25 protein-coding genes and 1 tRNA gene are annotated in these 26,224 nt (G+C 63.7%); 11 read left to right on the forward strand and 15 right to left on the reverse strand.

Annotated features, from left to right (window positions below; translation table 11 throughout):
- The first annotated feature begins 81 nt into the window (after window positions 1-81).
- From pstC to LQ788_RS16895, 5 genes are all read left to right on the forward strand, one after another.
- The gene (gene pstC, locus LQ788_RS16875; protein ID WP_394801314.1) at window positions 82-1,089 is read left to right on the forward strand and encodes a phosphate ABC transporter permease subunit PstC; all 1,008 of its coding nucleotides are present in this window, start codon (window positions 82-84) and stop codon (window positions 1,087-1,089) included.
- Window positions 1,090-1,091: 2 nt separating this feature from the next.
- On the forward strand, window positions 1,092-2,231 hold the full coding sequence (pstA, locus tag LQ788_RS16880) for a phosphate ABC transporter permease PstA (RefSeq protein ID WP_231442982.1): 1,140 nt from the start codon (window positions 1,092-1,094) through the stop codon (window positions 2,229-2,231).
- Window positions 2,232-2,302: 71 nt separating this feature from the next.
- Complete coding sequence (pstB, locus tag LQ788_RS16885; protein ID WP_009883693.1) at window positions 2,303-3,082, forward strand: phosphate ABC transporter ATP-binding protein PstB; 780 nt, start codon at window positions 2,303-2,305, stop codon at window positions 3,080-3,082.
- Window positions 3,083-3,377: 295 nt separating this feature from the next.
- Window positions 3,378-3,935: a PadR family transcriptional regulator gene (locus tag LQ788_RS16890; protein ID WP_009883696.1), complete on the forward strand. Its 558-nt coding sequence runs from the start codon at window positions 3,378-3,380 to the stop codon at window positions 3,933-3,935.
- Window positions 3,936-3,998: 63 nt separating this feature from the next.
- The gene (locus tag LQ788_RS16895; protein ID WP_231447467.1) at window positions 3,999-5,723 is read left to right on the forward strand and encodes an ABC1 kinase family protein; all 1,725 of its coding nucleotides are present in this window, start codon (window positions 3,999-4,001) and stop codon (window positions 5,721-5,723) included.
- Window positions 5,724-5,781: 58 nt separating this feature from the next.
- Here the strand turns inward: LQ788_RS16895 and LQ788_RS16900 are convergent, their stop codons facing one another.
- The 3 genes from LQ788_RS16900 to LQ788_RS16910 form a co-directional block, all read right to left on the reverse strand.
- The gene (locus LQ788_RS16900; protein ID WP_231442985.1) at window positions 5,782-6,816 is read right to left on the reverse strand and encodes a hypothetical protein; all 1,035 of its coding nucleotides are present in this window, start codon (window positions 6,814-6,816) and stop codon (window positions 5,782-5,784) included.
- Window positions 6,817-6,898: 82 nt separating this feature from the next.
- The gene (locus LQ788_RS16905; protein WP_231442987.1) at window positions 6,899-7,537 is read right to left on the reverse strand and encodes a response regulator; all 639 of its coding nucleotides are present in this window, start codon (window positions 7,535-7,537) and stop codon (window positions 6,899-6,901) included.
- A complete protein-coding gene (locus tag LQ788_RS16910) occupies window positions 7,534-8,889 on the reverse strand; it encodes a sensor histidine kinase (RefSeq protein ID WP_231442989.1) in 1,356 nt (451 codons plus the stop codon). Before LQ788_RS16910 ends, LQ788_RS16905 begins: the two co-directional genes overlap by 4 nt.
- Window positions 8,890-9,039: 150 nt before the next feature.
- Between LQ788_RS16910 and LQ788_RS16915 the strand changes: the two genes are divergently transcribed.
- On the forward strand, window positions 9,040-9,501 hold the full coding sequence (locus LQ788_RS16915; protein WP_231442991.1) for a DUF4383 domain-containing protein: 462 nt from the start codon (window positions 9,040-9,042) through the stop codon (window positions 9,499-9,501).
- Between the two features lie 48 nt (window positions 9,502-9,549).
- On the opposite strand, the gene LQ788_RS16920 is transcribed toward LQ788_RS16915, so the two are convergent.
- The 3 genes from LQ788_RS16920 to LQ788_RS16930 form a co-directional block, all read right to left on the reverse strand.
- Window positions 9,550-10,560: an inorganic phosphate transporter gene (locus LQ788_RS16920; protein WP_231442993.1), complete on the reverse strand. Its 1,011-nt coding sequence runs from the start codon at window positions 10,558-10,560 to the stop codon at window positions 9,550-9,552.
- 3 nt (window positions 10,561-10,563) lie between these two features.
- Window positions 10,564-11,229 (reverse strand): DUF47 domain-containing protein, encoded by a 666-nt coding sequence (locus tag LQ788_RS16925; RefSeq protein ID WP_226823654.1) that lies wholly within the window; start codon window positions 11,227-11,229, stop codon window positions 10,564-10,566.
- Window positions 11,230-11,549: 320 nt separating this feature from the next.
- Window positions 11,550-12,137, reverse strand: coding sequence for a hypothetical protein (locus tag LQ788_RS16930; protein ID WP_231442995.1), 588 nt, complete (start codon window positions 12,135-12,137; stop codon window positions 11,550-11,552).
- Between the two features lie 168 nt (window positions 12,138-12,305).
- On the opposite strand from LQ788_RS16930, the gene LQ788_RS16935 reads away from it, so the two are divergent.
- Together LQ788_RS16935 and LQ788_RS16940 are read left to right on the forward strand one after the other, a co-directional pair.
- Window positions 12,306-13,244 carry a hypothetical protein gene (locus LQ788_RS16935; protein WP_231442997.1) on the forward strand — a complete coding sequence of 313 codons (939 nt, stop codon included), beginning with the start codon at window positions 12,306-12,308 and terminating at the stop codon, window positions 13,242-13,244.
- 125 nt (window positions 13,245-13,369) lie between these two features.
- Window positions 13,370-13,442: transfer RNA gene (locus LQ788_RS16940), tRNA-Lys, on the forward strand.
- 60 nt (window positions 13,443-13,502) lie between these two features.
- Here the strand turns inward: LQ788_RS16940 and LQ788_RS16945 are convergent.
- On the reverse strand, window positions 13,503-14,342 hold the full coding sequence (locus LQ788_RS16945) for a helix-turn-helix transcriptional regulator (RefSeq protein ID WP_231442999.1): 840 nt from the start codon (window positions 14,340-14,342) through the stop codon (window positions 13,503-13,505).
- Window positions 14,343-14,443: 101 nt separating this feature from the next.
- Here LQ788_RS16945 and LQ788_RS16950 point away from each other — a divergent pair, with 101 nt between their 5' ends.
- Window positions 14,444-15,445 (forward strand): aldo/keto reductase, encoded by a 1,002-nt coding sequence (locus tag LQ788_RS16950; RefSeq protein ID WP_231443001.1) that lies wholly within the window; start codon window positions 14,444-14,446, stop codon window positions 15,443-15,445.
- Window positions 15,446-15,483: 38 nt separating this feature from the next.
- Here LQ788_RS16950 and LQ788_RS16955 read toward each other — a convergent pair whose 3' ends face one another.
- Window positions 15,484-15,735, reverse strand: coding sequence for a PspC domain-containing protein (locus tag LQ788_RS16955; protein ID WP_231443005.1), 252 nt, complete (start codon window positions 15,733-15,735; stop codon window positions 15,484-15,486).
- A 272-nt stretch (window positions 15,736-16,007) separates the two neighbouring features.
- Between LQ788_RS16955 and LQ788_RS16960 the strand changes: the two genes are divergently transcribed.
- Window positions 16,008-16,172: a hypothetical protein gene (locus LQ788_RS16960; RefSeq protein WP_165770788.1), complete on the forward strand. Its 165-nt coding sequence runs from the start codon at window positions 16,008-16,010 to the stop codon at window positions 16,170-16,172.
- Window positions 16,173-16,193: 21 nt separating this feature from the next.
- Window positions 16,194-17,486: a PH domain-containing protein gene (locus LQ788_RS16965; RefSeq protein ID WP_231443007.1), complete on the forward strand. Its 1,293-nt coding sequence runs from the start codon at window positions 16,194-16,196 to the stop codon at window positions 17,484-17,486.
- A 65-nt stretch (window positions 17,487-17,551) separates the two neighbouring features.
- Here LQ788_RS16965 and LQ788_RS16970 read toward each other — a convergent pair whose 3' ends face one another.
- The 7 genes from LQ788_RS16970 to LQ788_RS17000 form a co-directional block, all read right to left on the reverse strand.
- Window positions 17,552-18,805, reverse strand: coding sequence for an FAD-dependent oxidoreductase (locus LQ788_RS16970; RefSeq protein ID WP_231443008.1), 1,254 nt, complete (start codon window positions 18,803-18,805; stop codon window positions 17,552-17,554).
- Between the two features lie 90 nt (window positions 18,806-18,895).
- Entirely contained in the window at window positions 18,896-20,572 is a 1,677-nt protein-coding gene (locus tag LQ788_RS16975; RefSeq protein WP_231443009.1) for a hypothetical protein, read from the reverse strand.
- A gap of 98 nt (window positions 20,573-20,670) precedes the next feature.
- Window positions 20,671-21,705 (reverse strand): N-acetylglucosamine kinase, encoded by a 1,035-nt coding sequence (locus tag LQ788_RS16980; protein ID WP_231443010.1) that lies wholly within the window; start codon window positions 21,703-21,705, stop codon window positions 20,671-20,673.
- A complete protein-coding gene (murQ, locus tag LQ788_RS16985) occupies window positions 21,702-22,673 on the reverse strand; it encodes an N-acetylmuramic acid 6-phosphate etherase (RefSeq protein ID WP_231443011.1) in 972 nt (323 codons plus the stop codon). Before murQ ends, LQ788_RS16980 begins: the two co-directional genes overlap by 4 nt.
- Window positions 22,673-24,178, reverse strand: coding sequence for a sodium:solute symporter (locus LQ788_RS16990; RefSeq protein WP_231443012.1), 1,506 nt, complete (start codon window positions 24,176-24,178; stop codon window positions 22,673-22,675). The genes murQ and LQ788_RS16990 overlap by 1 nt, the downstream gene beginning before the upstream one ends.
- 71 nt (window positions 24,179-24,249) lie before the next feature.
- Window positions 24,250-25,485, reverse strand: coding sequence for an anhydro-N-acetylmuramic acid kinase (locus LQ788_RS16995; RefSeq protein ID WP_231443013.1), 1,236 nt, complete (start codon window positions 25,483-25,485; stop codon window positions 24,250-24,252).
- A complete protein-coding gene (locus tag LQ788_RS17000; protein WP_231443014.1) occupies window positions 25,482-26,204 on the reverse strand; it encodes a GntR family transcriptional regulator in 723 nt (240 codons plus the stop codon). The genes LQ788_RS16995 and LQ788_RS17000 overlap by 4 nt, the downstream gene beginning before the upstream one ends.
- Between the last annotated feature and the right edge of the window lie 20 nt (window positions 26,205-26,224).

Consider the following 26,224-nt stretch of genomic DNA (forward strand, 5'->3'; position numbering starts at 1 on the left):
GCGGCGCAGCGACCCTGCGCCGCTTCTCGGTGCCTAGGGATCCGTGAACCGGATCCACCACAAGTTTCATGAGGAGCACTTGTGCCGACCAGCACACAGACCACAGAGTCCGGCCCTGCCGGAACACCTGAACCGGGCTCACGCGGTGAGTCCGGCGCAGCCCAGAAGCCCAAAGCCGTCGTTCGTCCCGGAGACCGGATCTTTTCGGCCGCGACGCTCATCGCCGGCATCCTGATCCTGCTCATCCTGGCAGGGGTCGCCCTGTTCCTTCTGGCGCAGTCCAAGGACACCATCGAAGCCCAGATCACCGATCCGAGCTCGATCACCGGCGGCAAGGGATTCTTCTCCTACGTCTGGCCGCTTGTCATCGGCACACTGATCTCCTCCGCCATCGCCCTGCTCGTGGCGACTCCGTTCGCGCTGGGCATCGCACTGTTCACCACGCACATGTCGCCTCGGAAGCTCGCCCCGGTCCTCGGCTACGTCATCGACCTGCTCGCCGCGATCCCCTCCGTCGTCTACGGTCTGTGGGGAATCGCCCTGGCCGGCAACCTCACCGCGTTCTACCTGTGGCTGTCGAAGTGGTTCGGCTGGATCCCGATCTTCGCCCCCGACGAGAACGGCGATGTGTCGAACACCGGGCGCACCCTGCTGACGGCCTCCCTCGTGCTCGCCATTATGATCCTGCCGATCATCACCTCTCTGACCCGCGAGGTCTTCCTGCAGACTCCCCGTCTGCAGGAAGAAGCAGCTCTCGCTCTCGGCGCCACGCGCTGGGAGATGATCCGCATGTCGGTGCTGCCGTTCGGAAAGTCCGGCATCGCCTCGGCGACCATGCTCGGCCTCGGCCGCGCGCTCGGCGAAACTATGGCTGTGGCCATGATCCTCTCCCCTGGACTGCTCACCGCATCCCTGGTGGTCAGCGGCAATCAGACCATCGCTTCTGAGATTGCTCAGAACTTCCCCGAAGCCGCCGGACTGCGACTGTCCGAACTGATCACAGTCGGCCTCGTCCTGTTCGTCATCACCCTGCTGGTGAACATGGGTGCACGTGCAATTGTTGCCAAGACCTCGGTGAAGGGCAGTTGAGAATGTTGACTACTACGAACAATTCGACGACCACATCTCGTGCCCTCACCTCAAAGCAGCTGCCCAAGGCCACACCATGGGTGATTGCGGTTGCCTCGATCATCGTCGCGACCATCATCAGCTTCATCGCCTTCAGCGGCTTCAACATCCCTGTCGTCGCGGTCCTCGCCGGACTCATCAACGTCGTGGCCGTCTTCGCGCTCTCCGGTGCCTATGAAGGCCGCCGTAAGGCGACCGACCGGGTGGCGACCACCGTTGTCACCTCTTCGTTCATCCTCGCCTGTGTTCCCCTCATCTCTCTGCTCTGGATGACCATCGCCAAGGGCGGAGCCGCTATCAGCGTCGACCTCCTCACCCGCACGATGCTCGGCATGAAGGGCGTCCTCGACCAGCAGTACGTCGCCGGCGAAGCAACTATCGCCGGTGGCTTCTACCACGCGATCGTCGGCACCGTCCTGATCACGGCCATGGCATGCCTCATCTCGATCCCCATCGGCGTGCTGACGGCCATCTACCTCGTCGAATACTCCGGCAAGAACAAGCTGGGCAAGGCCATCACCTTCCTCGTCGACGTGATGACAGGCATCCCCTCGATCGTCGCCGGTCTCTTCGCCTTCGCTCTGTTCTCCACCATCGTGGGCTTCGTCATGCCGGATGCGGCAGGCATTGCGAAGACAGGCTTCACAGCCGCCGTGGCACTGTCTGTGCTCATGATTCCGATCGTCGTGCGCAACACAGAGGAGATCCTGCGCCTGGTCCCGATGGACCTGCGAGAGGCGTCCTACGCTCTGGGCGTGCCGAAGTGGAAGACGATCGTCAAGATCGTTCTGCCCACCTCGGTGTCGGGCATCCTCTCCGGCATCACCATCGCAATCGCCCGCGTGATCGGCGAAACCGCACCGATCATGGTCACCGCCGGATTCGCCAAGGCACTCAACTGGAACCTGTTCTCCGGCTGGATGTCGACGCTGCCCACCTACATCTACGACTCGCAGCTGCGCCCCGTCTCCCCCGGTGACGCAGCCCTGGCCAGCTCGGAGCGAGCCTGGGCAGCAGCCCTCGTCCTCGTCACCCTGGTCATGGTCCTCAACCTCCTCGCCCGCGTCATCGCGAGGGTGCTCGCCCCGAAGACAGGGCGCTGATGAAGCACTGAGCCCCCGAGCCACTGACTCACCACATACTTGTTACAGACATTCCACAGATAGGGAAACACATGTCCAAGCAGATCGACATCAAGGATCTCGACATCTTCTACGGCGACTTCCGCGCCGTCGATGGTGTGCAGATGCAGATCAAGCCCCGCTCGGTCACGGCCCTCATCGGCCCCTCGGGCTGCGGTAAGTCAACCGTGCTGCGCACACTCAACCGGATGCACGAAGTGATTCCGGGCGCCAGCGTCTCGGGCGAAGTGCTCATGGACGGCAACGACATCTACGGTGCCGGCGTCGACCCGGTCAACGTGCGTCGCGAGGTCGGCATGGTCTTCCAGCGCGCGAACCCGTTCCCCACGATGAGCATCAAGGAGAACGTGCTGGCCGGGGTGCGCCTCAACAGCAAGCGCATGTCGAAGTCCGAGGCCGATGACCTCACCGAACGTGCGCTGCGCGGCGCCAACCTCTGGAATGAGGTCAAGGACCGCCTCAACCTGCCCGGTTCCGGACTCTCCGGTGGTCAGCAGCAGCGCCTGTGCATCGCCCGCGCGATCGCCGTCGAGCCCGAGGTCCTGCTCATGGACGAACCGTGCTCCGCACTCGATCCGATCTCCACTCTGGCCATCGAGGACCTCATCAACGACCTCAAGGACCAGTACACGGTCGTCATCGTCACTCACAACATGCAGCAGGCTGCTCGCGTGTCCGACAAGACCGCGTTCTTCAACATCGCCGGAACCGGCAAGCCGGGCAAGCTCATCGAGTTCAACGAGACCTCGACGATCTTCTCCAACCCAGAGAAGGAAGAGACCGAGAACTACATCTCCGGCCGCTTCGGATGACCTGAGGGGCCAGTGCGGTGCGTCCGCGCCGAGGTTGGCCGCCGTTCTCAGCGAGAGTGTCCAACGGGTGGTAACTTCGTCTCGATCCAAGCGCCTGGGTCGAGACGAAGTTACCACCCGTTTCCTGTATTCACGGCCTGTGGTGGTCCCTCGGCGTCCGGTGGCCCCTCGGCGTACGCGTCTGAACAATGTCTGGGAGTTGCCTCCGCAATCAACCGAATGACCTTTCCAGCAACCCATCGCCGATATATCGTTATATATCGTCAAGGCGATTCAATCAGACCTGGAGGTCATCATGAACGAGCCATTCAATCACGGAGGTTTCTCTCGCCGAGGCGGCGATTGGGGCGGTTCCAACATCTGGGAGGCGATGGAGCAGCTACGCTCTTCCTTCAACCCCAAACAGCCTTTCCGCATGAACCGCGGAGACGTCCGCGCCGGGATCCTCACACTGCTGGCCGAGGCCCCGATGCACGGCTACCAGATCATCCAAGAGATCGAAGAACGCAGCGGCGGCAGCTGGAAGCCCAGCCCAGGGTCGGTCTACCCGACGCTGCAGCTGCTCACCGATGAGGGACTCATCAGCGCGGAGTCCTCCAGCGGGCGCAAGACCTATTCGCTCACCGAGGCCGGACGCGAACAGGTCGAATCCGAACCGGAGTCCAGTGCTCCGTGGGAGACGACGAAGAAGCCCGACGCACCCAGGGCCGCAAACCTGGCCAAGGCCGGCGTCGAACTGGCCCAGGCAGCGGCTCAGGTCGGTCGTACCGGCAGCAAAGAACAGGTCGCTGAGGCGGTCACTGCTCTCGAGGAGACCAAGCGCAGGCTGTATTCGATCCTCGCCGAGGACTGACACGTGAAGGAGAGGACCCTTCGGGCTCGCTACGGTCGCATCCTCCGATTCGCTGCGACCCAGATGATCGTGGCCTGGTGGTTCGAGTTGACGCTGCCGCGAATCGGCCTGGGTCGGTTCGCGGCCCGGGGCCGGATAGACCGGTGGCGTTCGAGCGCCAAACGGTTCCGCGCCCTGGCCGTCGAGCTCGGCGGGCTGATGATCAAGGTCGGTCAGTTCCTCTCCTCACGCATGGATGTGCTCCCACCTGAGATCACCAAAGAGCTGGAAGGCCTGCAGGACGAGGTCGCTCCGGTTCCCTTCGACCAGATCCGCATCCTCGCCGAGGCGCAGCTGGGGATGGATCTCAACAACGCATTCGCCTCGTTCGATCCGCGCCCGCTGGCAGCGGCGTCCTTGGGGCAGGCGCATTCGGCGACGCTGACCTCGGACAATGCCGATGAGCTCGGATTCGCCGAGGTGGTCGTCAAGGTCCAGCGTCCGGGCATCGCCGCTGTCGTCGAGGTTGATCTGCGCGCCCTGCGCCGGATCGCCGGCTGGCTCTCCCGAGTCCGGTTCATCTCCCGACGCGTCGATATGCCAGCCCTGGTCGAGGAGTTCGCCCATGTCAGTCTCGAGGAGATTGACTATCTCCATGAAGCCGCGAATGCGGAGGCCTTCGCCATGGACGCGGCAGCATCGGCAACGGGGTCGGCGGCACCGTCGGCGGCATGGTCGGCGGATGCGTCAGATGCTGCTGCTCCTGCGGTCGAGTCGGCTCGGGTGCAGGCCCCGCGGATCGTCTGGGAACAGACCACGCCACAGGTCCTGACCATGGAAGATGTCACGGCAATCAAGGCCAACGACATCACCAATGTGCGCCGAGCCGGCATCGACCCCCACGAGGTTGCAACGACTTTCGCGCACACGATGTTCGACCAGCTCTTCCGCACCGGCTTCTTCCATGCCGATCCCCATCCCGGCAATATCTTCGTGACACCTTCTCACCCGGGCACAACCTCGGCGGGGGCGAACTGGCACCTGACCTTCGTTGACTTCGGAATGATGGGGCACGTGCCCGAGAACCTGCGCTCAGGTCTGCGGGAACTCATCATCGCCGTGGCGCTGCGGGATTCCCGCCGACTCGTCGCCAGCGTCGAACTCATCGGGGTTCTGCTCGACGGAGCGGACACGGAGGAACTCGAGCGCTCCCTCACGGGGCTCTTCGCACGATTCGGAGGCATGGGGTTCGCGCAGCTGCGCGACGTTGATGAGAAGGAGCTGCGGGCCTTCTCCACGGATTTCGAATCAGTGGTGCGGGATCTGCCCGTGCAGCTGCCGGAGAACCTCTTCCTCATCATCCGCTCGCTGTCCATGGTCTCGGGCCTGTGCAGTTCGCTCAATCCCTCGTTCAACATCTGGGAGGTCGTCGAACCCTATGCCAGCGAGCTGATCGAGGAGGAGAAGGGCGGTGTCGCCGGAACTGCGGCGAAGGAGGCGCTCAACTTCGTGCGCCTGACGCTGGGTCTGCCGGGACGACTCGACAGCCTGGTGCAGAGGCTCGAGAACGGCGAGCTCTCGGTGGCCACTCCCAAACTGGACCGTCGCGTTGCCGGCCTCGAACTTCTGGCCCGCGGGGTGATCTCGGCTGTGCTGTTCACTGGCTTCGTCATCGGCGGTGCTGTGTTGCTGCCGACGACGTGGTTGGGTGGCGTGCTGCTGCTCATCGCCTCGGCGCCGGCGCTCATCCACAGCCTGACCACCCTGCTGCGGCACAGAAGGCTCACTCACCGTCAGCGGGGTCGGTGAGTGCACTCACCGACCCCGCTGACGGTTCGGGTTGAAATTGTTCGGATTAAATTGTCGGTCACGGCCACAGAGCAGCGCGAGCACCAAGCCGACGAACGCGGTAGGAGTAAGTGGCCCAGCCGAGCGCCAGCGCCCACAGCGGGAATAGGAGAGTCGGTCCGATCGTCACCCAGTTGCCATCCAAGCTGACGCCTTTGAGTAGAACCGAATGGATCAATCCCATCCCTCCGGTGAACAGCGCCAGGGTGACGATGCTGGCGGGAATCGTTGCGAGGAGGATGGGCACTCGTCTTCCTGCCAGCGGCCCGGTCCACCGCGGAAACCGCTCTCCCCATTTCTGCACCAATCCCAGAGTCAGCAGCGCTCCGACCAATCCGGCGATGGCCAGCGCCAGTCCTGAGTGCCACATCCCGGCCTGGAGACCTTCGGTATAGAACTCGGGACTGAGTCCGAAGGGGATGCCCATTGCCCACAGAATTCGAGTGGATGCATAGATGACCGGAACGGCGACGGCCACACCGACGGCGACTTTGGCACTGCCCCGGATGGGCTGCCGACTTTCAGGTTCAGCGCTTGCCCTGGTGCGACGGTGGCGGCTCTCCAGCGACGCCCACGTCGCTACCCACAGTCCCGGGCCGAGCAGCATGAATCCCTGCCAGAGGACGGGAACGGGGATCGGTGGGAACTGCAGGCTCACCGTATAGCCGAGGTAGGCCAACACCAAGGTGTCGGTGAAGACCACGGTCGTGACGAGGGCGAGGATCACTGCGAAGATGCCGACCGTCGCGACTGCTTTGGCGCGCAACCGCGGCAGTGTCAGGAATGTCGCTGCAAGTGTCAGGCTCAGCAGTGCGCAGGACCCGACCAGTGCCGCTCCAGCGGGGATGGAGAAATAGTCGAGCAGAGAGTTGAATTCGCCCGGTTCCGCATGGCCGAACGGAGAGACGAGGATCCTGCTCCCCCACAGCACTGAGACGACCAGCATGGTCAGGGACCAGACCGCGCTCAGGCCGAGCATGATGACTCCGAGGTGGGGTGCCTTCGCCGATTGAGATGGATTTTCTGACTGTGTACCACTCTGTGTTGTCTTCATGCTTCAACATTCGCTCCGAGGCCGTCCCTACAGACTCCCCTAAACGGGTGAACCGTGCCCTTCGACGGGTGAAGCGCGTGACTCAGAGAGTGATGAATCCCGATTCGAAGGCTCTGATGACAGCCTGGGTCCGGTCCCGGGCGCCGAGTTTGCCGAGCAGCGAACTGACATAGGTCTTAACCGTCTCACTCCCGATGAATAGCTCACCGGCGATCTCCACATTGCTCAGACCCCGTGCCATGAGTGAGAGCACCTCCTGCTCGCGACTGCTCAACTGGGCAGTACTGGCCAGGTCTTCGCGCCGCCCCGCCTGAGCCGCCATCTCACGCACCTTCTGCGGATACAGGAGCACTTCCCCACCGGCGACAACATGCACGGCTCGGATGAGTTCCTCCGGCTGCGCTCGCTTGAGCACGAAACCATCGGCACCGGCACGCAGCGCCTCGAAGACGTAGTCGTCGCTGTCGAAGGTCGTGAGGATGAGCACGCGAGGCGGATCCGATCGATTCACGAGCAGCCGAGTCGCTTCGAGTCCGTTCAGTTGCGGCATCCGCACATCCATGATGACGACATCGGGTTGAGTGCGCTGGGCGAGGTCGATGGCATCGGCACCATCGCCTGCCTCACCGACCACCTCGAGTCCAGGAGCAGAGTCGATGATCGCTGCCAGCCCGGCACGCACCAACGGTTCGTCGTCGATGAGAACCACCCTGATGCTCATTCCTGTGTCTCCTCATTCGCTGCCCGTACAGTGGTGCTGGGTGTCGCAGTGCCGCCGGCCGTCGGCAGCACTGCCTCGATGGTCCACGTTCCGCCGTCTGAATTCCACCGAACTTCCCCGCCGAAGAGTTCGACGCGTTCCCTGATGCCCCGCAGACCCCGGCCGGCACCCGCATTGTCGCCTGCACCTGCGCTATTCCCCGCACCTGCGTCGTTCCCAGCACCCTTCGCGCTCCCCGCGCAGGCATTGCTCGCCACCATCGTCACCGCCGTCGTGTCGACGGCGATCGACACCGAGAGCCCCGGTTCCGAGGCATGTCGAAGCGAATTCGTCAGTGCCTCGCGCACGATCCGATGCAGCTCATGCGCGACATCAGGAGGCAGTGCACCCACCTCGCCGCTGAACCTCAGCTGCGTGGGATGCCCCACCGACCTCGCTTCCTCGGCCAGGATCTCGAGGTCATCGATCATTCGCCGAGGTGATTGCGCCGTTCTCAAATCGGCCCCGGTGTCGTCATCTGCATCCAGATCAGCCTCCGAACGCAGCAGAGTGAGGACATGGTCCAACTCAGCGACCGCCTCACGACCGGTCCGAGCGATTTCGTCAACGGCCGCCTCGGCGACGGTAGGATCCGAAGTCAGCGAACGCTTGGCCACTGCCGCCTGCATCGTCGTCACGGTCAGAGCATGGCCGATCGAGTCGTGCACCTCGCGGGCGAGCACCGTGCGCCGGAACCGACGGACCCGGTCGCGACCGGCGAGCTCGGCACGGTCGGCCGCTGACGGCCCCAGGAGAACCTGCGCATAGTTCGGAAGAAAGTACCCCTCCACGACGACGATGGCGATGCACATCAGGAGAATTCCCACAGCGAGAGCCTGGATCAGTTCGGCAGGCAGGACGGTCGCCGCAGTGTCCGTCTGGGTGCCGATGAGACCGTTGGAGAGCTCCTGCGCCTGCCCGGGATCGGCGGCCAGAACAATCGCGGCGGGGACGAGGACGACGACGGTGAATAAGAGCAGGGCGCCAGCGAAGGTGTGGCCGAAGTAGAACAGGGCACCGCGCAATCGATCGGCGGTGCTCGGCCGCCTCGGTGGGGTGGGAATACTCAGTTCGAGCAGCTGCTCGACAAGAGTGCGCTCGAGGGCGCGGATGACCGCGAGGAAGGCGGGGACGCACAGCAGCAGGAACACGATGATTCCGACGGCGACGATGGCCAGTGCTTCCGACCGGTCCCCGACCTGTTTCGAGGCGGTGACGGTCCAGATCACGACCGCCGCATAGGGCACGGCGATGACGCCGCCGATCAGCAGGATCAGCAGCCTGCGCCACAGCACTGCCACGCGAGCTCTCACCGTCACCAGACTACCGTCGTGGCGCGCGATCGGTCCCGGAAGCCAGGCTCTTTCGAAAGCAGCAACAGAAAAGCCACCAACCGGCCCCATCCATGACTCAATCCGCTCCGAATCAGCTGATGTACGACGAGAGTCTTCGAAAGGATCGTCATGACAACTCATACAGTTTCATCATCAGCTCACACCACCCGCACCAGCGTTCAACTCGTCTCAGGTCTCTTCGGAGCAGTGTTCCTCCTGGTGGGCATCCTGGGTTTCGTTCCAGGTATCACCCAGGACCTGGACACGATCATGTTCGCCGGACATCATTCACAAGCCGCACTGCTGGGGATCTTCCAAGTCTCGGTGCTGCACAACATCGTCCACCTGCTCTTCGGCGTCGTCGGACTGCTCGGGCTCAGGTCACGTGGACTGGCCAAGACCTACCTCATCGTCGGAGGCGTCGTCTACGCGGTGCTGTGGGTCTACGGACTCGTCGTTCCGATGGAGTCGATGGGCAACTTCGTTCCGCTCAACACAGCCGATAACTGGCTGCACTTCGTCCTCGCCGTCGCCATGGTCACGACCGGGATCGTCTTCGGCCGGAAGGCCAGAGCTGCGGCTCAGAAGTGACGCATGCCAGTAAGGCGTACCCCCGCGGCGCAGTAGTGACGACTCAGATCAGCCGACGAAGGCCCTGACTACCAGGCCGATGCAGATCGCCAATGCTGCCGCCGCGGGGATGGTCAGAATCCAGACTCCGGCGACGGGCAGGATGAAACGGGCGCGTGCGCGACCTTTTCGTCCTGCGTACTGAGTACCCAAGATCGCTGATCCGAGGATGAATGTCAGCGACACGGGGACTCGCATGATGAGTGCTGCGGTGTACATGAGCACCGTGGCGGTGCCGTCCGCTGCCACAGATTTCAGAGGATCAAGTCCGGCCATGCGCACCGACAGGGTCCGCACCACCCGCCATCCGCTCAATCCGGTGCCGATCGCCAATGCCCCGGCGATGATCAGTCGCACCGGCCAGGAGATCTCGACGACGGAGAGTTCGGTGTACGGATTGGCCTCGACCGCAAGGAGGCCGACCATGACCAGGGCCGCGATCTTCTGTGCGTCCTGGATCCCGTGGACCAGCGACAACGAGGCGGTGAGGACCGAGTCGACCATGCGGGCACCGCGGAAGAGCGGCTTCGGAGGAGAAGCCGCGAAGGTCTTCGACAGCAGAGCCGTCAGACCCCAGGAGAGCAGGAAGCCGAGGATCGGTGAGAGCACCAGCGGCAGGATCACCGAGTCGAGAGCCTCGGCAGAGTTGACCGAGAATCCCAGCACGATACCGGCACCCAGGAGTCCGCCGATGAGACAGTGCGTGGACGACACCGGCAACGCGAGATAGTACGTGAACAGACTCCACGCCGTCGCTGCGACGAAAGCGATGATCAGAGACGTGAGGATGACTTCGGGGTCGCCGTCGAAGTGGACGATCTGGTTGGCGACGACGGAGGCGATTCCCTCGCCCAGCAGTGCCCCGATGAAGTTGAAGACCACGGCCAGGCCCAGGGCCCACCGCGCATTGATGGACCGTCCGACGACAGCGTTTCCGATGGTCAGCGCTGCATCATGGAAACCGTTCGAACCGGCGAAGATCACCGCGGTCACGATGACTCCCGCCAAGAGCAGATCCACGGACTACGACTCCTTGATCGCTATGGCGGCGACGACCTTGCCCAGCTCGGTGAAGCCGTATGCGGCGCGGACGAAGGCCTGCCCCAGCTGCGAGACGGCGGCCATGTAGGTCAGACCCCGCTTCGAGTTCGGAACAGCATCGGACATTCGCCACTGCAGGGCCTCGACCTGGTAGGTGAGGCGATTGATGGAGTCGACGTAGTCCCACTGATCCAACTTGCCCGGCAGTCGGGTGACCATGCGGGACGTGTGGTCCGTCTGGTTGGACAGGACGGCCAAGGTTTCGAGGACGCCCGAGGGCAGCTGATCGAATGCTTCCGAGGCAAGGACGAAACCAGCACCGTGGAGGAGGTGGCAGATGTCGCGCATGTGATGACCGAGCAGGTACAGGTCATTGCGATCAAAGGGAGTGATGTAGTTCTCGCGCAACGCACGAAGCACGGCTCCCATGTCCTCGTCGGCCTGATCGCCGATCTCGCGGAGACGGTCTGCGACCTGCCGGCGTTCGCTGACTTCGATGCCGGAGAGTTCGGCAAGCACCAGGTTGCATTGCCTCATCTGCCCGACCAGATCGGACAGCCGTTCGTAGAAGACAGTGTCCTGCGGTACTCGCTTGAGCCGCATGCGCTCCTCCTGCCCGGGGCCCGGTCGAGCCGGACGAATGTGCATGTTGCTTCAATTGTATGTGCCGGACGCTGAACCGAGAGCGCCTCTCGGCGGTAGGCCGCTCGAAGCGGCTGAATTTGGAGCCCGGGGCTTCAGATCCAGCGTCCGGTGGCCACGAGGGCCACCCACAACGATACTCGCTCACGCTCGTGAGTCCACCGCCGAGGCGGGTGAACGAGAGTTGACAATCTCACAGTCGCGCACCGGGTCAGGTCCCCACCCGATGGTGGGGTCCTCGTGCTCCCAGAGGAGGAATCCTCGAGCCGGTCGGGCAGGCAGTCAGGCATTCAGGCATTCAGGCATTCAGCCAGGCTGCGGGTCGATCAGTCCAGTCCGCCGTGGCGGTGGGAGATGGCGGCATCCTTGAGGTCTTTCGCGAATTGGCGCAACCGTGTGGCCGCCTCGGCGTCGTCGGTGCCTTCGGCGCACATGCCGACGAACGCGGCAGCCCGAAGAAGGGCGATGACGACATCCCCGCGGAAAGCACCAGCGAGGATCTCGTCGATGGCCCGGGCCACCTCGTCGGGACCTGCGGGAAGCTCGACCCCGGCGAGGATGTCGTCGAGGCCGAGCCCGTCGGTCACCCTGCGCTGCCCGGCTGAGAACATGTCGGCAAGCTCACGCGGGGCGGTGAGTATCCATTCGCGCAGCGCATACAAGCGCCAGAGCGCGCCCGGCGCGGAGACCGCGGGTGCCGCAGACCACATTTCGGCGATGACCTCGAGGCCGATGTCGTCGGCCAGCTCCACGAATCGCTTCGTTGCGGCCTCATCGCGCTGTCCGCGCGAGTCTCCGAGGAGAAGCGCCGCGGTGGCATGAGAGGTCTCTGATCTGGTCACCGGGTCACTCGTATCGCTGATGGAATCGAGGTCGGCCAGAGGAATCGGGCGGTGAAAGCGTGGCTGTGTCATCGTCAGAGCAGTCTAGTCCCCCACTCTGACCCGCGCGCCACCCTGAGCCGACGTTCGCCTCCCGGTCAGGATTCATTCGTCGCGTTCACAGTGGCCACTACTAAACTGATGACAAACTCGTGCCTGCGACCAGCAGGTCACGAGTGCAGACAACGAGGAGGAACTCCCGTGGCAAAATCATCAGTGGCGAAGAAAGGCCTGGACAAGGCAGCGAAGTTCGCTGTCAACGAGGACGGGTCCCTCAATCCCCGCGCCCAGTCGATGCTGTCGAGGCTTCTGTCAGTCCAGCGCCCCGTGGCTCTCGCCTATGTGCGCAGCCTGCGTCGCCGGAACCCGGATGCGACTCCGGAAGAGCTCATCAAGATCATCCGTCGCCATTACCTCGCCCTGACCACCTCGGGCGGAGCAGCTGTCGGCGCCACCGCCGCCGTCCCAGGACTGGGTACAACCGCGGCATTGGGTGTGGCCACAGCAGAGACTGCCGGCTTCCTCGAAGGGACCGCGCTGTTTGCTCAGGCGATCTCTGAGATCCACGGACTTCCGGTCCAGGATTCAAAGCGCGCGAATGCGCTGGTGTTGGGACTGATGCTCGGCAAGGACGGAAAGAACCTCGTCCAGAAGTTCAGCAAGCAGTCTGGCGGTTCGGAGTCCATGTTCGGCAACTGGGGTTCGACGGTGACTAAGCAGCTGCCTGCTCCGGTCGTCGATCTGCTCGTGCGGAAACTGCGCAAGACCTTCATCCGCAAATTCGCCGCACGTGCCGGTGGCTCACTGGTCGGTCGTCTGCTGCCCTTCGGCATCGGCGCGATCATCGGCGGTGTGGTCAACGCTCAGATGGCCCGCAAGGTCACCGAAGAGTCGTCCGAGGCCTTCGGCGCCGCGCCCACGATCTTCCCGCTGGAGACCGATCCTGAGTACGTTGCACCGAAGAAGGATCGCAAGCTGCTGGCAGGGCTGAAGAACGTTGCGGCGCTGCGCGGCAAGATCAAGAAGAATAAGGCCATCGAGTCCGATGTCATCGACGAGGCTGCCGAGGAGTATCCCACCGCACCGGATGCCCTCCCCCGCACCTACACCGGTGACGAGCACCCTGAACTCGGAAAATGATCTATGAGTGAATCCTGCTGGTCCCCACTGGGAACCGGTTTGAGTATTCGGGCCCCTTACCTCTAATATTATTGAGTCTCCAACAACACTTACGTGGCGCTTGTCCACGCGGTCTCGTTGGGGCGGGGCCTCTAGCTCAGTTGGTAGAGCAACGGACTTTTAATCCGTGGGTCGTGGGTTCGATCCCCACGGGGCCCACCCGAATGCAAGACCCCGTGATCCCTGTGAAGACAAGGGATCACGGGGTCTTTGCTTCTCTCAGTCGGATGAGATCTTCTGCGAACCGACGACGCCGAGCAGCTGCAGCTGTTCTGCCGCGTTCGTGCCCTCCATCGGGAAGAACACAAGCAGAGAGATGTCGTCGTCGGGCGTCAGCAGGACTTCGCACCGAAGCTCGAGCAATCCGACCTCCGGGTGGACGAAGACTTTGGTGTCCGAGTGGTGGACTGCCACGTCATGACGGTCCCAGAGCTCCTTGAACTCATCGCTGACAGCAATGAGATCCTGAACGAATTTCCTCACATGGACTTCGTCAGATCTACGGGCGTAGGTGGCCCGCAGATCGCTGACGTGGGCGGCAGAGATGCGGTCCCAATGCTCCGGAGGCATCGCCCGACTGTCGGGGTCGGCGAACCACTCCCAGATGAGATTCCTGCCGCGTCCAGGCTCTCCTGCAAGGTCGTCGAGCAGTATGCGACCCAGGGCGTTCTCCCAGACGATTTCGCCGAGGTCGGTGACGATCACCGCGGGAAGATCGACGAGCCGGTTGGCAACAGCGATGAGGCCGGGACTCACGTGACCATCGGCGCTGCGCGGTAGCACGGGGTGACCGGCGAGGTGCAGCATGTGGTCACGCTGATCACGGTCGCACTGCAGCGCCCGAGCCACCGCCGACACCACTCCGATCGACGGGGTCGATCCCCGCCCCTGTTCGAGGCGAGCGTAATAGTCGACCGATACTCCGGCGAGCATGGCGACCTCTTCGCGCCGCAGTCCAGGAGTACGGCGACGGTGGGTGTGGCCAGTCCCCACATCTTCTGGCCGCAGCTGCTCCCGTCGACGGCGGATGAAGTCAGCGAACCCAGAACGATCAGTCATCTCTTGATTGTCCATCCGATCTGCCGATCTAACCAGGGACAGTCTGTCCCTGGATCGACAGGGCCTCGTGCGACTGCCGCCGTCCTGCAAGGCTTGCAGTCATGAGTACATACACAGAGAACCCAACCGTCAATACTCGCCGACTCGGAACGCAGGGACCTCGCGTCACTTCTCCCGGCCTGGGCGCCATGAGCATGTCCGGAGCCTATGGACCGACACGAGATGAGGAGAGCATCGCCGCCATCCATGCGTATGCGGATGCCGGAGGAACACTCATCGACACCGGAGACTTCTACGGTGCCGGTCACAATGAAATGCTCGTCGGTGCCGCACTTCGTGAGCGCAGCCGTGAGGGCGTCGTGATCTCACTGAAATTCGGCGCTGTCCTTGCACCCAACGGTTCGTTCATCGGATTCGACACTCGACCGGACGCGATCCGAAACTCACTGGCCTATTCGCTGAAACGCCTGGGCACGGACCACGTCGACATCTACCGGCCGGCCCGGCTCGACCCGAATGTGCCCATCGAGGAGACCGTGGGAGCCATCAGTGAACTCGTCGATGCCGGATACGTCCGTCACATCGGGCTCAGCGAGGTCGGGTCTGAGACTATTCGTCGAGCGGCGGCGACAGCACCCATCAGCGACCTGCAGATCGAATACTCGCTGCTGAGCCGCGGCATCGAAGAGAATGGGATTCTGGCTGCATGCCGTGAACTCGGAATCGGAGTCACGGCATACGGGGCTTTGGCCAAAGGTCTGTTTGCAGGTTCCGTGGGAGGCAATCGGGCGATGTTCCCGCGTTTCCAAGGGAACAACCTCGTCCACAATCAGCGGATCGTCTCAGCCCTCGCGGAGCTCGCTGCAGCGCGGGACGTGACGCTTCCTCAGCTGGCGATCGCATGGGTGGCCGCTCAAGGTGAGGACATCGTGCCCGTCGTCGGGTCGCGAACCACTGATCAGGTGGCCGCCACCGTTTCCAGCAACGGCGTGCATCTGAACGCCGATGATCTTGCGGTCATCGACTCAGCTCTGGCCGACAGTGAGGTCCGGGGCGATCGCTATCCGTCCGAACAGATGATGCTCTTGGACAGCGAACGCTGAAGACACGGCCGGTCAGCCGCACGCCGCCTAATGTTCACTCAGCGTTCAAGTCGGCCGCCGAAGGCCTGCTCAAGGGGAATGCTTCCGTCCTGCCAGGGGGTGAGCGCCCAGGCAACCACATACGCGCCGACGCCCAAGACTGGGAGCAGGAACGAGATGAGGATCAACAGGCGCATCAGCCACACGTTCATTCCGGTGGATTCGGCGAGACCGCCTGCAATACCGCCGAGAACACGGTCGGGTCCGCGACGGAAGCCAACTTTGCGAATGGAATCAAATAGTTTTCTCATGTCTTCAACAGTACGCAGAATCTGCGCTCTGCACAGGGGTGCTGACCGTTGAACGGGGATGAGGGAAACCAGAATGACGCTCATCGGTGGCGCTGGCAGGGAAGGGCCACCTCGGCGACTATCGGCCTGCAATTCTCGCTATATGAGATCGCGATCACAGGTTTTGGGCGCGCCTTCTCGGGTGCCGCCGGCAAGGGCGGTTACGATTAACGAGTTGTGCAACCAATTGTCCGCATCTGCCATCCCAGCGACGCGGCATGGAGGAGTCCGTTGTGAAGTGGTTGAAAAAGGCCGTCCTCACGCTCGTCGTCATTTTTGTGGCGTTCTATCTGTTCAGTCGGCCAGAAGATTCGGCCGAGGCAGTGCGGAACGCTTTCGAAGCAGTGGGCACCGGTGTCGGCTCGCTGGTCACTTTCTTCACTTCCCTGTCCGCGTAGCCGCGCAGGAAGCAGCCTGACGTGTTCGGGGCACTGACCGACCCGAGAGTCGAAGATCATCTGATCGCTGAAGAGGGCGAGATCGTCGTCGACGAAGTTCGCCGCCATTTCCTTGCCTTCGTCTCTCCCACGCTCATCATTCTGCTGGGCCTGGCCGTCGCAGCACTGAGCTTCACGGTCCCGATCGACTTCGCTTCGATCCCATTGGGAATCGGTGCCGCCATTGCGCTCTTCGGCGTCTACCGTGCACTGTTCGTGCACATGGACCGGTTCGTCATCACGAACATGCGAGTGTTCCGCATCCACGGGATCTTCACTCAGCACAAGGCCACGATGCCGATGGCGCGTATCCTCGATATCTCGGTCCATAAGCCCCTGATGGGCCGGATCTTCAGATACGGTCACTTCGTCTTCGAATCTGCTGCCCAGGACCAGGGCCTGCGCGACATCCGCTATGTCGGCCGGCCGGATGAACGAGACCTCACTATCCAGACGGTGATTCAGCGCTCCGGACTGCGCTCTGCCATCACCTCGCTCAATTCCAGGGACGAGGACGAAGACGAGGAAATCCTTGATGGTGACGACCTCGTCACGGGCTCGTCGTCCGATATCGACGCCGACCTGGATATCGATTCCGAGGCCGACACGAATTTCGAATCCGAGGAGGAGCTCAGGGCCGAACACCAGCCACGCTTCAGCGCCGGCACCGGTCAGTACCCGGCAGTGCGCACCGGAGTCGGCCCGAATGTGGACACCGAAGAGTGGAACACGATGGAGTTCAACACCGGTCACGGCTTCAGCGACTCCGAGGAGTTCAGGATCGGCAGCGCCTCACCGGCCTTGAACGATCCGGTCTCGATGGCCGCCAGCGCGTGGGAGATGCGGTGGCCCGAACGCGACCGGATGCAGACTGCCACCGAACTGATGCGGGCCCACCGCTTCCTCATCGACAGCCTCGATGAGAAGCTGCGCCCACTGGGGCTCACCTACGCACGCTATGAAGCACTGCTTCTCCTGTTCTTCGATCAGAGAGGCGCTCTCCCTCTCGTCGAACTCACCGACCAACTGCAGGTCGACACCAGCTCATCGTTCTCCACAGTGCGGTGGCTGGAGGACAACGATCTGCTCGAAAGGGCGCTGGAACCCGGTGACGACGGAGAGGTCTTCGCTGAGATCACGCCCAAAGGTCGTGCACTGACTGACAGGGCCAGTCAGATCGTCGCCGATGCGCGCTTCGGCTTGGACACGATGTCAGATGCCGAATGCCGTCAGCTCACCAACCTGCTGGCCAGGCAACGTCGCATCCGGGACTGAGGACAGACGCTCAAAGGTCCGCATTGGACAGTGCTCGCAGTGCAATGGACTAGCGGCAGCGAGTGTCAGACTGTCTCCGGTTGCCGACGCGCGAAGTCCGGAGCGTGCTCGGGAGTGATACCCATGCCGAGGATGCGCGCGGGAATCACGGTCAGCGCCGGAAACGTTGTCAGCAGCCACAGGACCGGCGCCGGGGGACGAATGACTCCGCCGTTGTGAACGACCGGCTCGATCATCCGGTGGATGCCGCCCTGCAGCAGCTCGACCGCCTTCGTCGTCAGCAGTCGTCTGCGCTGCACACGCCTGAGCTCACTGGTGGGCACGCGTCCCGACCGCAGCGCCTCCGCCAGCAGACGGGCTGTGGCCACACCGTCTTGAACCGCCAGATTGACGCCGACTCCGCCCAGCGGACTCATGGCATGGGCCGCATCGCCGATGCACAGCAGCCCGTCGATGAACCAGCGCTTGGCCTCATTGCGACGGACTTCGAGGAGCTTCACATCCTCGAGCCGCAGCGCTGCAAGATCGCCTGCCAGCACGGGGAAGGTCTCTGCGACCCCGCGGCGAAGAGACTCGATCCCCTGCTCACGGAAGCGAGCGTCCTCGCCCTTCGGGATGAGACGAGCCATCTGCACATGACCGTCGCGCGGAATCGCGACGAACACATTGCCGCCCTTGGCGCGAGGTGCGATGGATTCGGCCAGCTGTGCCAGGGTGTCGATCCGGAACCACCACACGTCGATCGTCGACCGCAGCTCCCGCATCGACAGCTGTGCCTCGTCCCGGGCCTTCGACCAGCGACCGTCAGCGGCGACGACGAGTGGCGCCCGCAGCTCGGTCTCACCGTCGGGAGTCTGCGCATAAACGCCGACGACTCGGTCGCCGTCCCAGATCAGCGAGGTCATTTCGACACCCATGCGCAGATCGAACCCGGGTTCGTCCTCCCCTGCTTTGGCCAGCAGATTGAGGAAGTCCCACTGTGGTGCGATCGTCATGAACGGATGCGTGGTGTTGAGCCTGGACAGGTCGCCGAGGATGTAGTCCCGACCGTCGTCACCGGCGAGACTGATGTTGGTCACCTTACGGTGGGTGATGCGAGCGAATTCGTTGTAGAGGCCCAGCTCATCGAGGAGCCGCAGTGTTGATGGATGGATGGTGTCACCGCGGAAATCGCGGAAGAAATCGGTGTGCTTCTCCAGCACCACAACTTTGACACCACCGCGGGCCAAGAGCAGCCCGGCGACGATTCCGGCGGGCCCTCCTCCGGAGATGATGCAGTCACAGTCGGCATCGAGTTGGTCGTGCGCAGCGTCTGTCATGACACACTCCTCAGCATTGTGTTCCTCAGCATTGCGGGCACAGAATCGATGCTAGACCACGAGGAGACCGATTGACATGGGGCGGCGAACTCACACAGTCCTGCGTCCTACGCCGGAGACCTTCTCCGTGACATCGAAGCGCTCACGGTAGCGACCCGTGAGCAGACGCCACTGCGAATGCAGCGCGGTCGAGGAGTTGAACACGAGCAGGGTCAGCGGATAGAGCACCCACTGCAGCCACATGGTCACCCGACGCACCGGTGGAACGTGGACTGGCCGGGGCGGCAGCAGCGAGTTGAAGACGATGACGGAGGCGATGAGACCGACCATGCCGATCTGCTGGACCAGGCCGACCGTCATCGGCATCCGCTCGATGAGGTCCGTGACCTCTCCTGTCTGCGTTGCCACAGCGAAGGGAATCCATCCGCCGACGGCGATGATCACAGAGATCGAGGCCAGGCTGACATGACCTTCGATGAGTGAGAGGAAGCGGAGGAAACCGGGCCAGAAGGGTGTTCGAGCAGTCCCGGAGAAGACCCTGACTCCCACATAGGGCACATCGCTGGCACCGTATGACCAGCGGCTGAGCTGCTTGAACTGAGCCACCATCGTGTCCCGGAATCCGCCGGCCAGGACAGCATCCTGGTAGATCGGAACGTGGATGGGCACGACACGGTAGTCGCCGTCGAAGTGGAACCAGCTCCTCCAGTACTGGTGGCCGTCTTCGACGATCGTCTTCGTCGACCAGAACCCCATGTCGATCAGCGCGGTCAGGGGCTGGGAGTGGGAGGCGAAGTTGCGCAGCGAGAGAGGGCGGACCGTGGTCGTGAGATTCCAGAAGCAGTTCGCGCTCGCGACGACCCGAGACGGCGCGGGCGCCTCCCAGATGTTCGTGAGGTAGAGGCTGATGGGTTGGAACGAGAGGTGGGCGCGATCGGGCGCCAGCACATACTCGTAGGCGACATAGTCGAAATACGCCTCGTGAGGCGTGTTGTCGCAGTCGAGGCTGGTCACGAGAACCGACTCGGGATCGATCCCGTTCGCCTCCACCCAATGAGCCAGCCGCTGACCGGCGTAGGTGATGTTCGCGCCCTTCCCCGCAATCTCTCCCGGGATTCCGGCCGGATGCTCGACGAGGACGAAGGCCGCAAAACCGTCGCCGTACTCGGCCGCCAGGCGTCGTGCCGTCTCAGCCATCTGTGGTCCGCCGCGTTCCTCATAGGCGAAGAAGACGACGATCTTCGACGGCAAGGTCGTGGTGTGCAGGAGGGAGCGGATTCCGTCGGCGACCACTTCGTAGGGCTCGTTGTAGGCAGCGACGACGACAGCATGGAGCAGGGACGAGGGGCGCAGAACTGCACCGGGGTTCTCGCGTACTCGGGCAATCGTCGCGGCATGTTCCTTCGCCTGGAACCCGGACCAGGGATAGGGGCGTGCGGGCAGTCCGTCCAGCGCCCGTTCGACATCGAGCAGCCTGGCACCCCAGTCCACCCGGGAGCTGCGACGATAGCGCACAAATCCTCGTGAGACGTCGACTGCTCCTCGCATCGCTCGAATCAGGGTGAGACCGACGACGGTGAAGACGTAGATCGCCCCGGCAGTCGCGTCGATGAACGGCAGGACGAACACCAACCCGATGGCGGAGAAACTCACGATCGCCGGCAGCGCTTCGAAGATCCTGTAGGCCCGCGTGCGCGGCCCCGTGGGAAGCTCGAGCTCATCGGCACGACGTTGGACTGCGGAAGTCAGTTCACGAATCGTTCTCACACTGACGATCCTGTGTGAGGATCCTGACCGCTTGTTGGTCCGCAGATGCAGGCCAGGTGAATACTGGACATGCATTTGCCGACGCCGGCGTGACTACCTCAGACCCACAGCACTCCCGACTGGGGTTGCAATCTCCTCTTCCCCACCAGATTCGCCAAGGTCAGCGCCCCGCTGAGCGGATCGCCGGCGGGTTCGACAACGACAGTCTCTCGCCTCAGGCGCAGGGCCTCAGAACGAAACGCCTCCACGAGAGACTCACCTGCCCTGCGCAGACCACCGCTGAGCGTGACCCGAGCTGCGGCGTCAATTCCTTGGCCTCCGGCTGCGATCGCACTGCGTGCGGCCTCGCGCCCGGCTTCGGCCAACAGCGCGCTGGCCACGGGGTCACCCGCGCTGGCGCGGCCTGCCACGTCGACGGCGAACTCAGCGAGGAGTCCCGCTCGATCGCTGCGCGTGTAGAACTGCGCGGGCCAGGTACCCGGTTCACCGAATCTCTGCCGTGCTGCCTCAAGCAGACCGGCTCCTCGGTCATCAACTCCGTCGTGGCATTTCAGTGCTGCTTCGAGCGCCTGCCTGCCCACCCAGGCACCGCCCCCGCGGTCACCGAAGAGATGCCCCCAGCCGTCGACTCGTCGCCATTTCGGAAGCAGGTTTCCCTGCGGATCGGGCCCGGGATGGGCGATGGCGATTGCTCCGGTCCCCAGAACCGTCACCGCGCCCCCACAACCGGACAGGGCGCCGAGGTGGGCCGTCACCGCATCGATCGCCACCGCCGTTTCGGCCTTCGCCTCCACTGCCAGAGATCGTGCAAACTCCCCGACGTCTGTGCTCAGTGAGGCGATACCGGTGGCACCGATGCCGACTCCGCGGATCGAATCGACATGGTCCGGCCATGCTTCCTTGGCCGCGATGACGAGACGCCGGATCTGCTGTGGGGCATTGCTGCCCTCGGCTCCGATGGACACTCCGGGTCCGGTGAGAGTCCCCAACAGCTCAGCCACGACACTGTCGGCTGTGGCACCGTCGGCCGTGGCACCGTCAGCAGTCGTGCTCACAGCCGTCGCATCGAAGGGTGCGATCGCGACCCGGCTGCCGGTGCCTCCGATGTCGATGCCGAGGACGAAGCCGCTCATGAGGTCTCGCGCCTCGACTCCGCTGTCACTGCCGCAATCGCGGCCTTGACCGAGCCGTCGGAGTCCGCGAGATGCTTCGCCGCAATTTGGGGCGTCACCGAGGTGAAGGAGACGACCAGTGCCGTCTTGAGTCCACCGTCGCAGTCCTCCAACAGCTCACGCGCAGCGGCATCAGACAGGTCGGCTGCCTCACAGAGGATCCGCACGGTCCGCTCCCGCAGCTTGTCATTCGTGGCGACGACGGAGACCATGAGGTTGCGCCAGGTGCGGCCCAACGCGATCATCAGCGCAGTCGAGAACCCGTTGAGCGTCAGCTTCTGCGCCGTTCCGGCCTTGAGCCGGGTCGAACCCGTGACCACTTCTGGTCCGGTGTCGAGCAGAATGTGATCAGCCGCCGCCTCGGCGACGGGGGCCTCGGGGTTGTTCGAGATGAGCACGGTGTGCGCACCCGCCTCACCGGCGGCTTCCAACGCCCCGCGGACATAGGGTGTCGACCCGCTCGCGGCGATTCCGATCGCCACGTCGTCGGGACCGAGCACACCCGCATCTCTGCGACCGTCGCCGGTCGAGTCCTCGGCGTTCTCCACCGCATTGACCAGCGCCGCCTGGCCGCCGGCGATGTGGCCGACCACGCGTCCCGGCTCGAGGTTGAATGTGGGCAGTAGTTCGCTGGCGTCGAGTACTCCCAACCGACCGGAGGTGCCGGCACCGAAGTAGTGGACGGTACCGCCTCGGCGCATTCGCTCGGCCGCGATGTCGACGAGTTCTGCCAGCTGCGGCAGTGCCGCCCGCACCGCGGTGAGGACGGCGTGGTCCTCGTCATTCATCACCTGCAGGACACCCAGGGTGTCGAGGTCGTCGAGTCCCGCACAGCGGGGGTTGCGCTGTTCGGTCGGCGACAGCGGGCGCGGGGTCGACGAGTGTGGGGACGAATCCTGGTGGGACGGTGGCTGCTGGGACTGGGTCATCAGCGGTTGCTGCCTTCCACCTCGGCGACGGTGTTGCGGGTCTGAGTCTTGGGATGACGCAGGGACAGGAGCCCACCGATCACGACCATGACGATGACGCCGAGGAGCGGGTACCACTGCCAGGCGACCCACACCTCGCCGGTGATGTACTTCTCCATGATGAAGAAGAAGGCGTTGACCGCGACCGCCAGGGCGAAGGTGATGTTCGCGTCCACGGCGGTGGCGCGCTTGTTGACCATGCCGAACACGAACGCCCCGAGCAGCCCGCCGTATGTGATGCCTGCGACGCCCAAAGCCAGGATGACGATGTTGCCCTCATCGGATTGGAAGACGGTGGCGGGAAGGATGAAGGCGATGCCCCAGCCGATGGTCGCCCAGCGCCCGACCTTGAAGCCCTCGGCGTCGGTCATCGGCGTCTTCTTCAGCCGTGCGTAGACGTCGTTGACCGTCGAGGAGGACAGTGCGGACAGAGAGGAGGACAGTGTCGACATGGCCGCGGCGAGGATGCCTGCCAGCAGCAGACCCGAGACGCCTGGTGGCAGTCCTTCGATGATGAAGAGCGGGAAGATCTCGTCGTCGCGGCTCAGGCCCAGATCGGCGGGCAGCGCATGGTCGTAGTAGGCCCAGAGTGCCAGTCCGACCGCGAGGAAGATCGCGAACTGGACGAAGACGACGACTCCGGAGACGATGAGTGCCTTCTGTGCTTCGATCTTGGACCGGCAGGACAGGAGACGCTGGACGATGAGCTGGTCAGAACCGTGCGAGGCCATGGCGAAGACCGCTCCGCCGAGCAGCGAGGGGATGAACGAGTCGGGAGCCGAGATCGGATTGCCCTCGAAGATGAACATGTTGAGCTTGTCGGCCGCCGCTGCCTCGCCCAACCAGCCACCGCCGATGGCAGCGGTGATGACGATGATCGACAGCAGACCGCCGACGACGTAGAGGCACATCTGAGCCACATCGACCCAGACCACGGCCCTGATGCCGCCGATGAAGGTGTAGGCGATCGTGACGAGTGAGAGGACGACGATGATGACGAAGTAGTTCGTGTGGATGCCCAGGCCGTCGAGGATGACCTTGACCGGGATGGCGGCGGCCAGCACGCGGATGCCGTCTGCCAGCAGGCGCGTGAACAGGAAGGTCACTCCCGCGGTCGTCTGGGTGGAGGTGCCGAAGCGTTTGCCCAGGTAGGCGTACGCGGTGAGCATCTCACCGTCGTAGTAGCGCGGGAGCATGAAGAAGGCGACGACGACTCGGCCGAGGATGTAGCCCAGACCCAGCTGCAGGTAGTTGATGTCGCCGAGGTAGCTCATGACCGGGATGCCGATCACGGTCAGGGCGCTGGTCTCTGTGGCGACCACGGACAGGCACACCGCCCACCACGGGATGTTCCGACCACCCAGGAAATAGCCCTGGAGGTCCTTCTGCTTGCCGCTGAGCTTCAGGCCCAACCACGCCGTGGCGACGAGGTAGGCGATGATCACCAGAAGGTCGATGATCTGCATGGTCTTTCTCCTTCATACAAGGGGTGTGCGTTTCTTCGCGAGGCCTGCATCGGTGCAGGATCCTCATCAGTTCAGTGGTCTCTTCGGTCCAGAATTCTCAGACGAGTGGGTCTGGCTGCCAGTGGTTCGGGAAGTGTGAGCGGACCGTGTCCCGGGCTCAGCCGTCCGGCGATGCTCGGATGCGCGGCACCGGTGAGGTTCGGCTCGGTGCCTGCGAGTCCGTTCCAGGTCAGCCATCCCAGCAGTGCCATGAGGAGGGCTTCTTTGGCTCCTTCGGGCAGTCCGAAGGCCTGATCCGTGCTGGTCAAGGTGATGCCGGGGCCGAGTTCCGAGGCCATTTGCCCCAGCAGCGTCGGGTTCCGGGTGCCCCCGCCAGAGGCGATGACCGTGGTGACGCCGTGTGCGTGGCAGGCGTCGGCGACCGTGCGCGCGGTCAGCGCCGTGACCGTCGCGATGGCATCATGCTCGCCGAGGTGGGTCCTGGCTGAGAGGAATCCGTCGAGGTAGTCCGCGTGGAAGAGTTCCTTGCCCGTCGACTTCGGTGCCGGGAGCCGGTAGTACGGATCGGCCAGCAGCTGCTCGAGCAGCTCCTCATCGACCCGACCGCGTGCGGCCAGCTCCCCGTCACGGTCGAAGTCCGCCTCACCCTTGGTGATCCTGCGGGCGAGGATGTCGATGAGGGCATTGGCGGGACCTGTGTCGAAGGCCAACGGTGCGTGCTCGGGTGCCAGGACCGTCATGTTGGCGATGCCGCCGAGGTTGAGCACCGCGGTCGCGGTCTCGACGTCACCGACGAGGAGGCTGTCGAGGATTCCGACGAGCGGGGCTCCCTGGCCACCGGCGGCGACGTCGCGGGCGCGAACGTCGGAGAGTACGGGAGCTCCGGTCGCCTCGGCGATCCATGCCGGTTGGCCGATCTGCAGTGTGGAGGTGACCGTGCCGTCGGTGATGTCGTGGCGCACGGTCTGCCCATGGGAGACCACGAGTTCAGCCTCGACTCCGGTTTCGGTGCAGAGGTCGTTTACTGCCTGGGCGCAGAAGCGGCCCAAGCGGGCATCGACGCCAGAGACCAAGGACAGCGGAACGTCGGCGGGCTCGAGCAGGCGCAGGATGTCGCGGCGCAGCTGCTGGTCGAATTCGACCTCTCGGCTGGCGATGATGCGCACCCTCAGTTCGGAGGGACCAGCGGTCTGGCTGTCGTTGCCGTCGTGGCTGCTGTTGCCGTCACCGCCATCGTGGATGAATTCGGCGAGGACGACGTCGAGGGCATCGGCGGACGTTCCTGTCATCAGGCCGGCGATGATCATGGGCGGCCTCCTCCGTGGGTGTCGGGCAGGGTGAGTTCGGTGCGGATCTTGTAGCGATCTCCGCGATAGACCGAGCGAACGAATTCGAAGGGCACCCCGTCGGCTCCACGGGAGGTGCGTTCGAAGAGCAGCGCCGGGGACTGTTCGGGGACTCCGAGGATCTTCGCCTCAGCCGCGTCGAGGAGGGTCGGCTCGATCGTCTGCACGCTGTGGTTGAGGGAGATGGAGAAGCGCGAGGCCAGCAGTTCGTAGAACGAGCTGTTCTCCAGGTCCTCCGCGCTCAGGCCGGGAACGAGGGCTGCGGGGATGTGCAGCTCCTCGAGTGCGAGTGGTTCGTCATCGGCTAGGCGCAGACGCAGAATTGCGATGGCCTCGGCATCATCGTCGACGTGGAGCCTGCGCCCGATGTGGGCTCCGGCCCTGGTCACGTCGAAGGAAATCACGCGTGAGCCCGGGCGCATACCACGGGCGACCATGTCCTCGGTGAAGGAGCTCGCTGCCAGCGGCTGGTCGAGTTTCGGGCCGAGGGCGAAGACGCCCGCGCCATGGCGACGGCGGACGACGCCCTTGGCGACCAGTTCGTCGATGGCGCGGCGCAGGGTCATCCGCGAGATGCCCAGCGCTTCGGCGAGCTGGCGTTCGGGAGGGAACTGCTCACCGGCGGCCATTGTCTCAAGGCGGTCGAGGAGCTGATCCCGAATCGAGTGGAATTTAGTCACGTGACTATTGAGGCATAGGA

Source organism: Brevibacterium zhoupengii (assembly GCF_021117425.1).
Taxonomy (GTDB): domain Bacteria; phylum Actinomycetota; class Actinomycetes; order Actinomycetales; family Brevibacteriaceae; genus Brevibacterium; species Brevibacterium zhoupengii.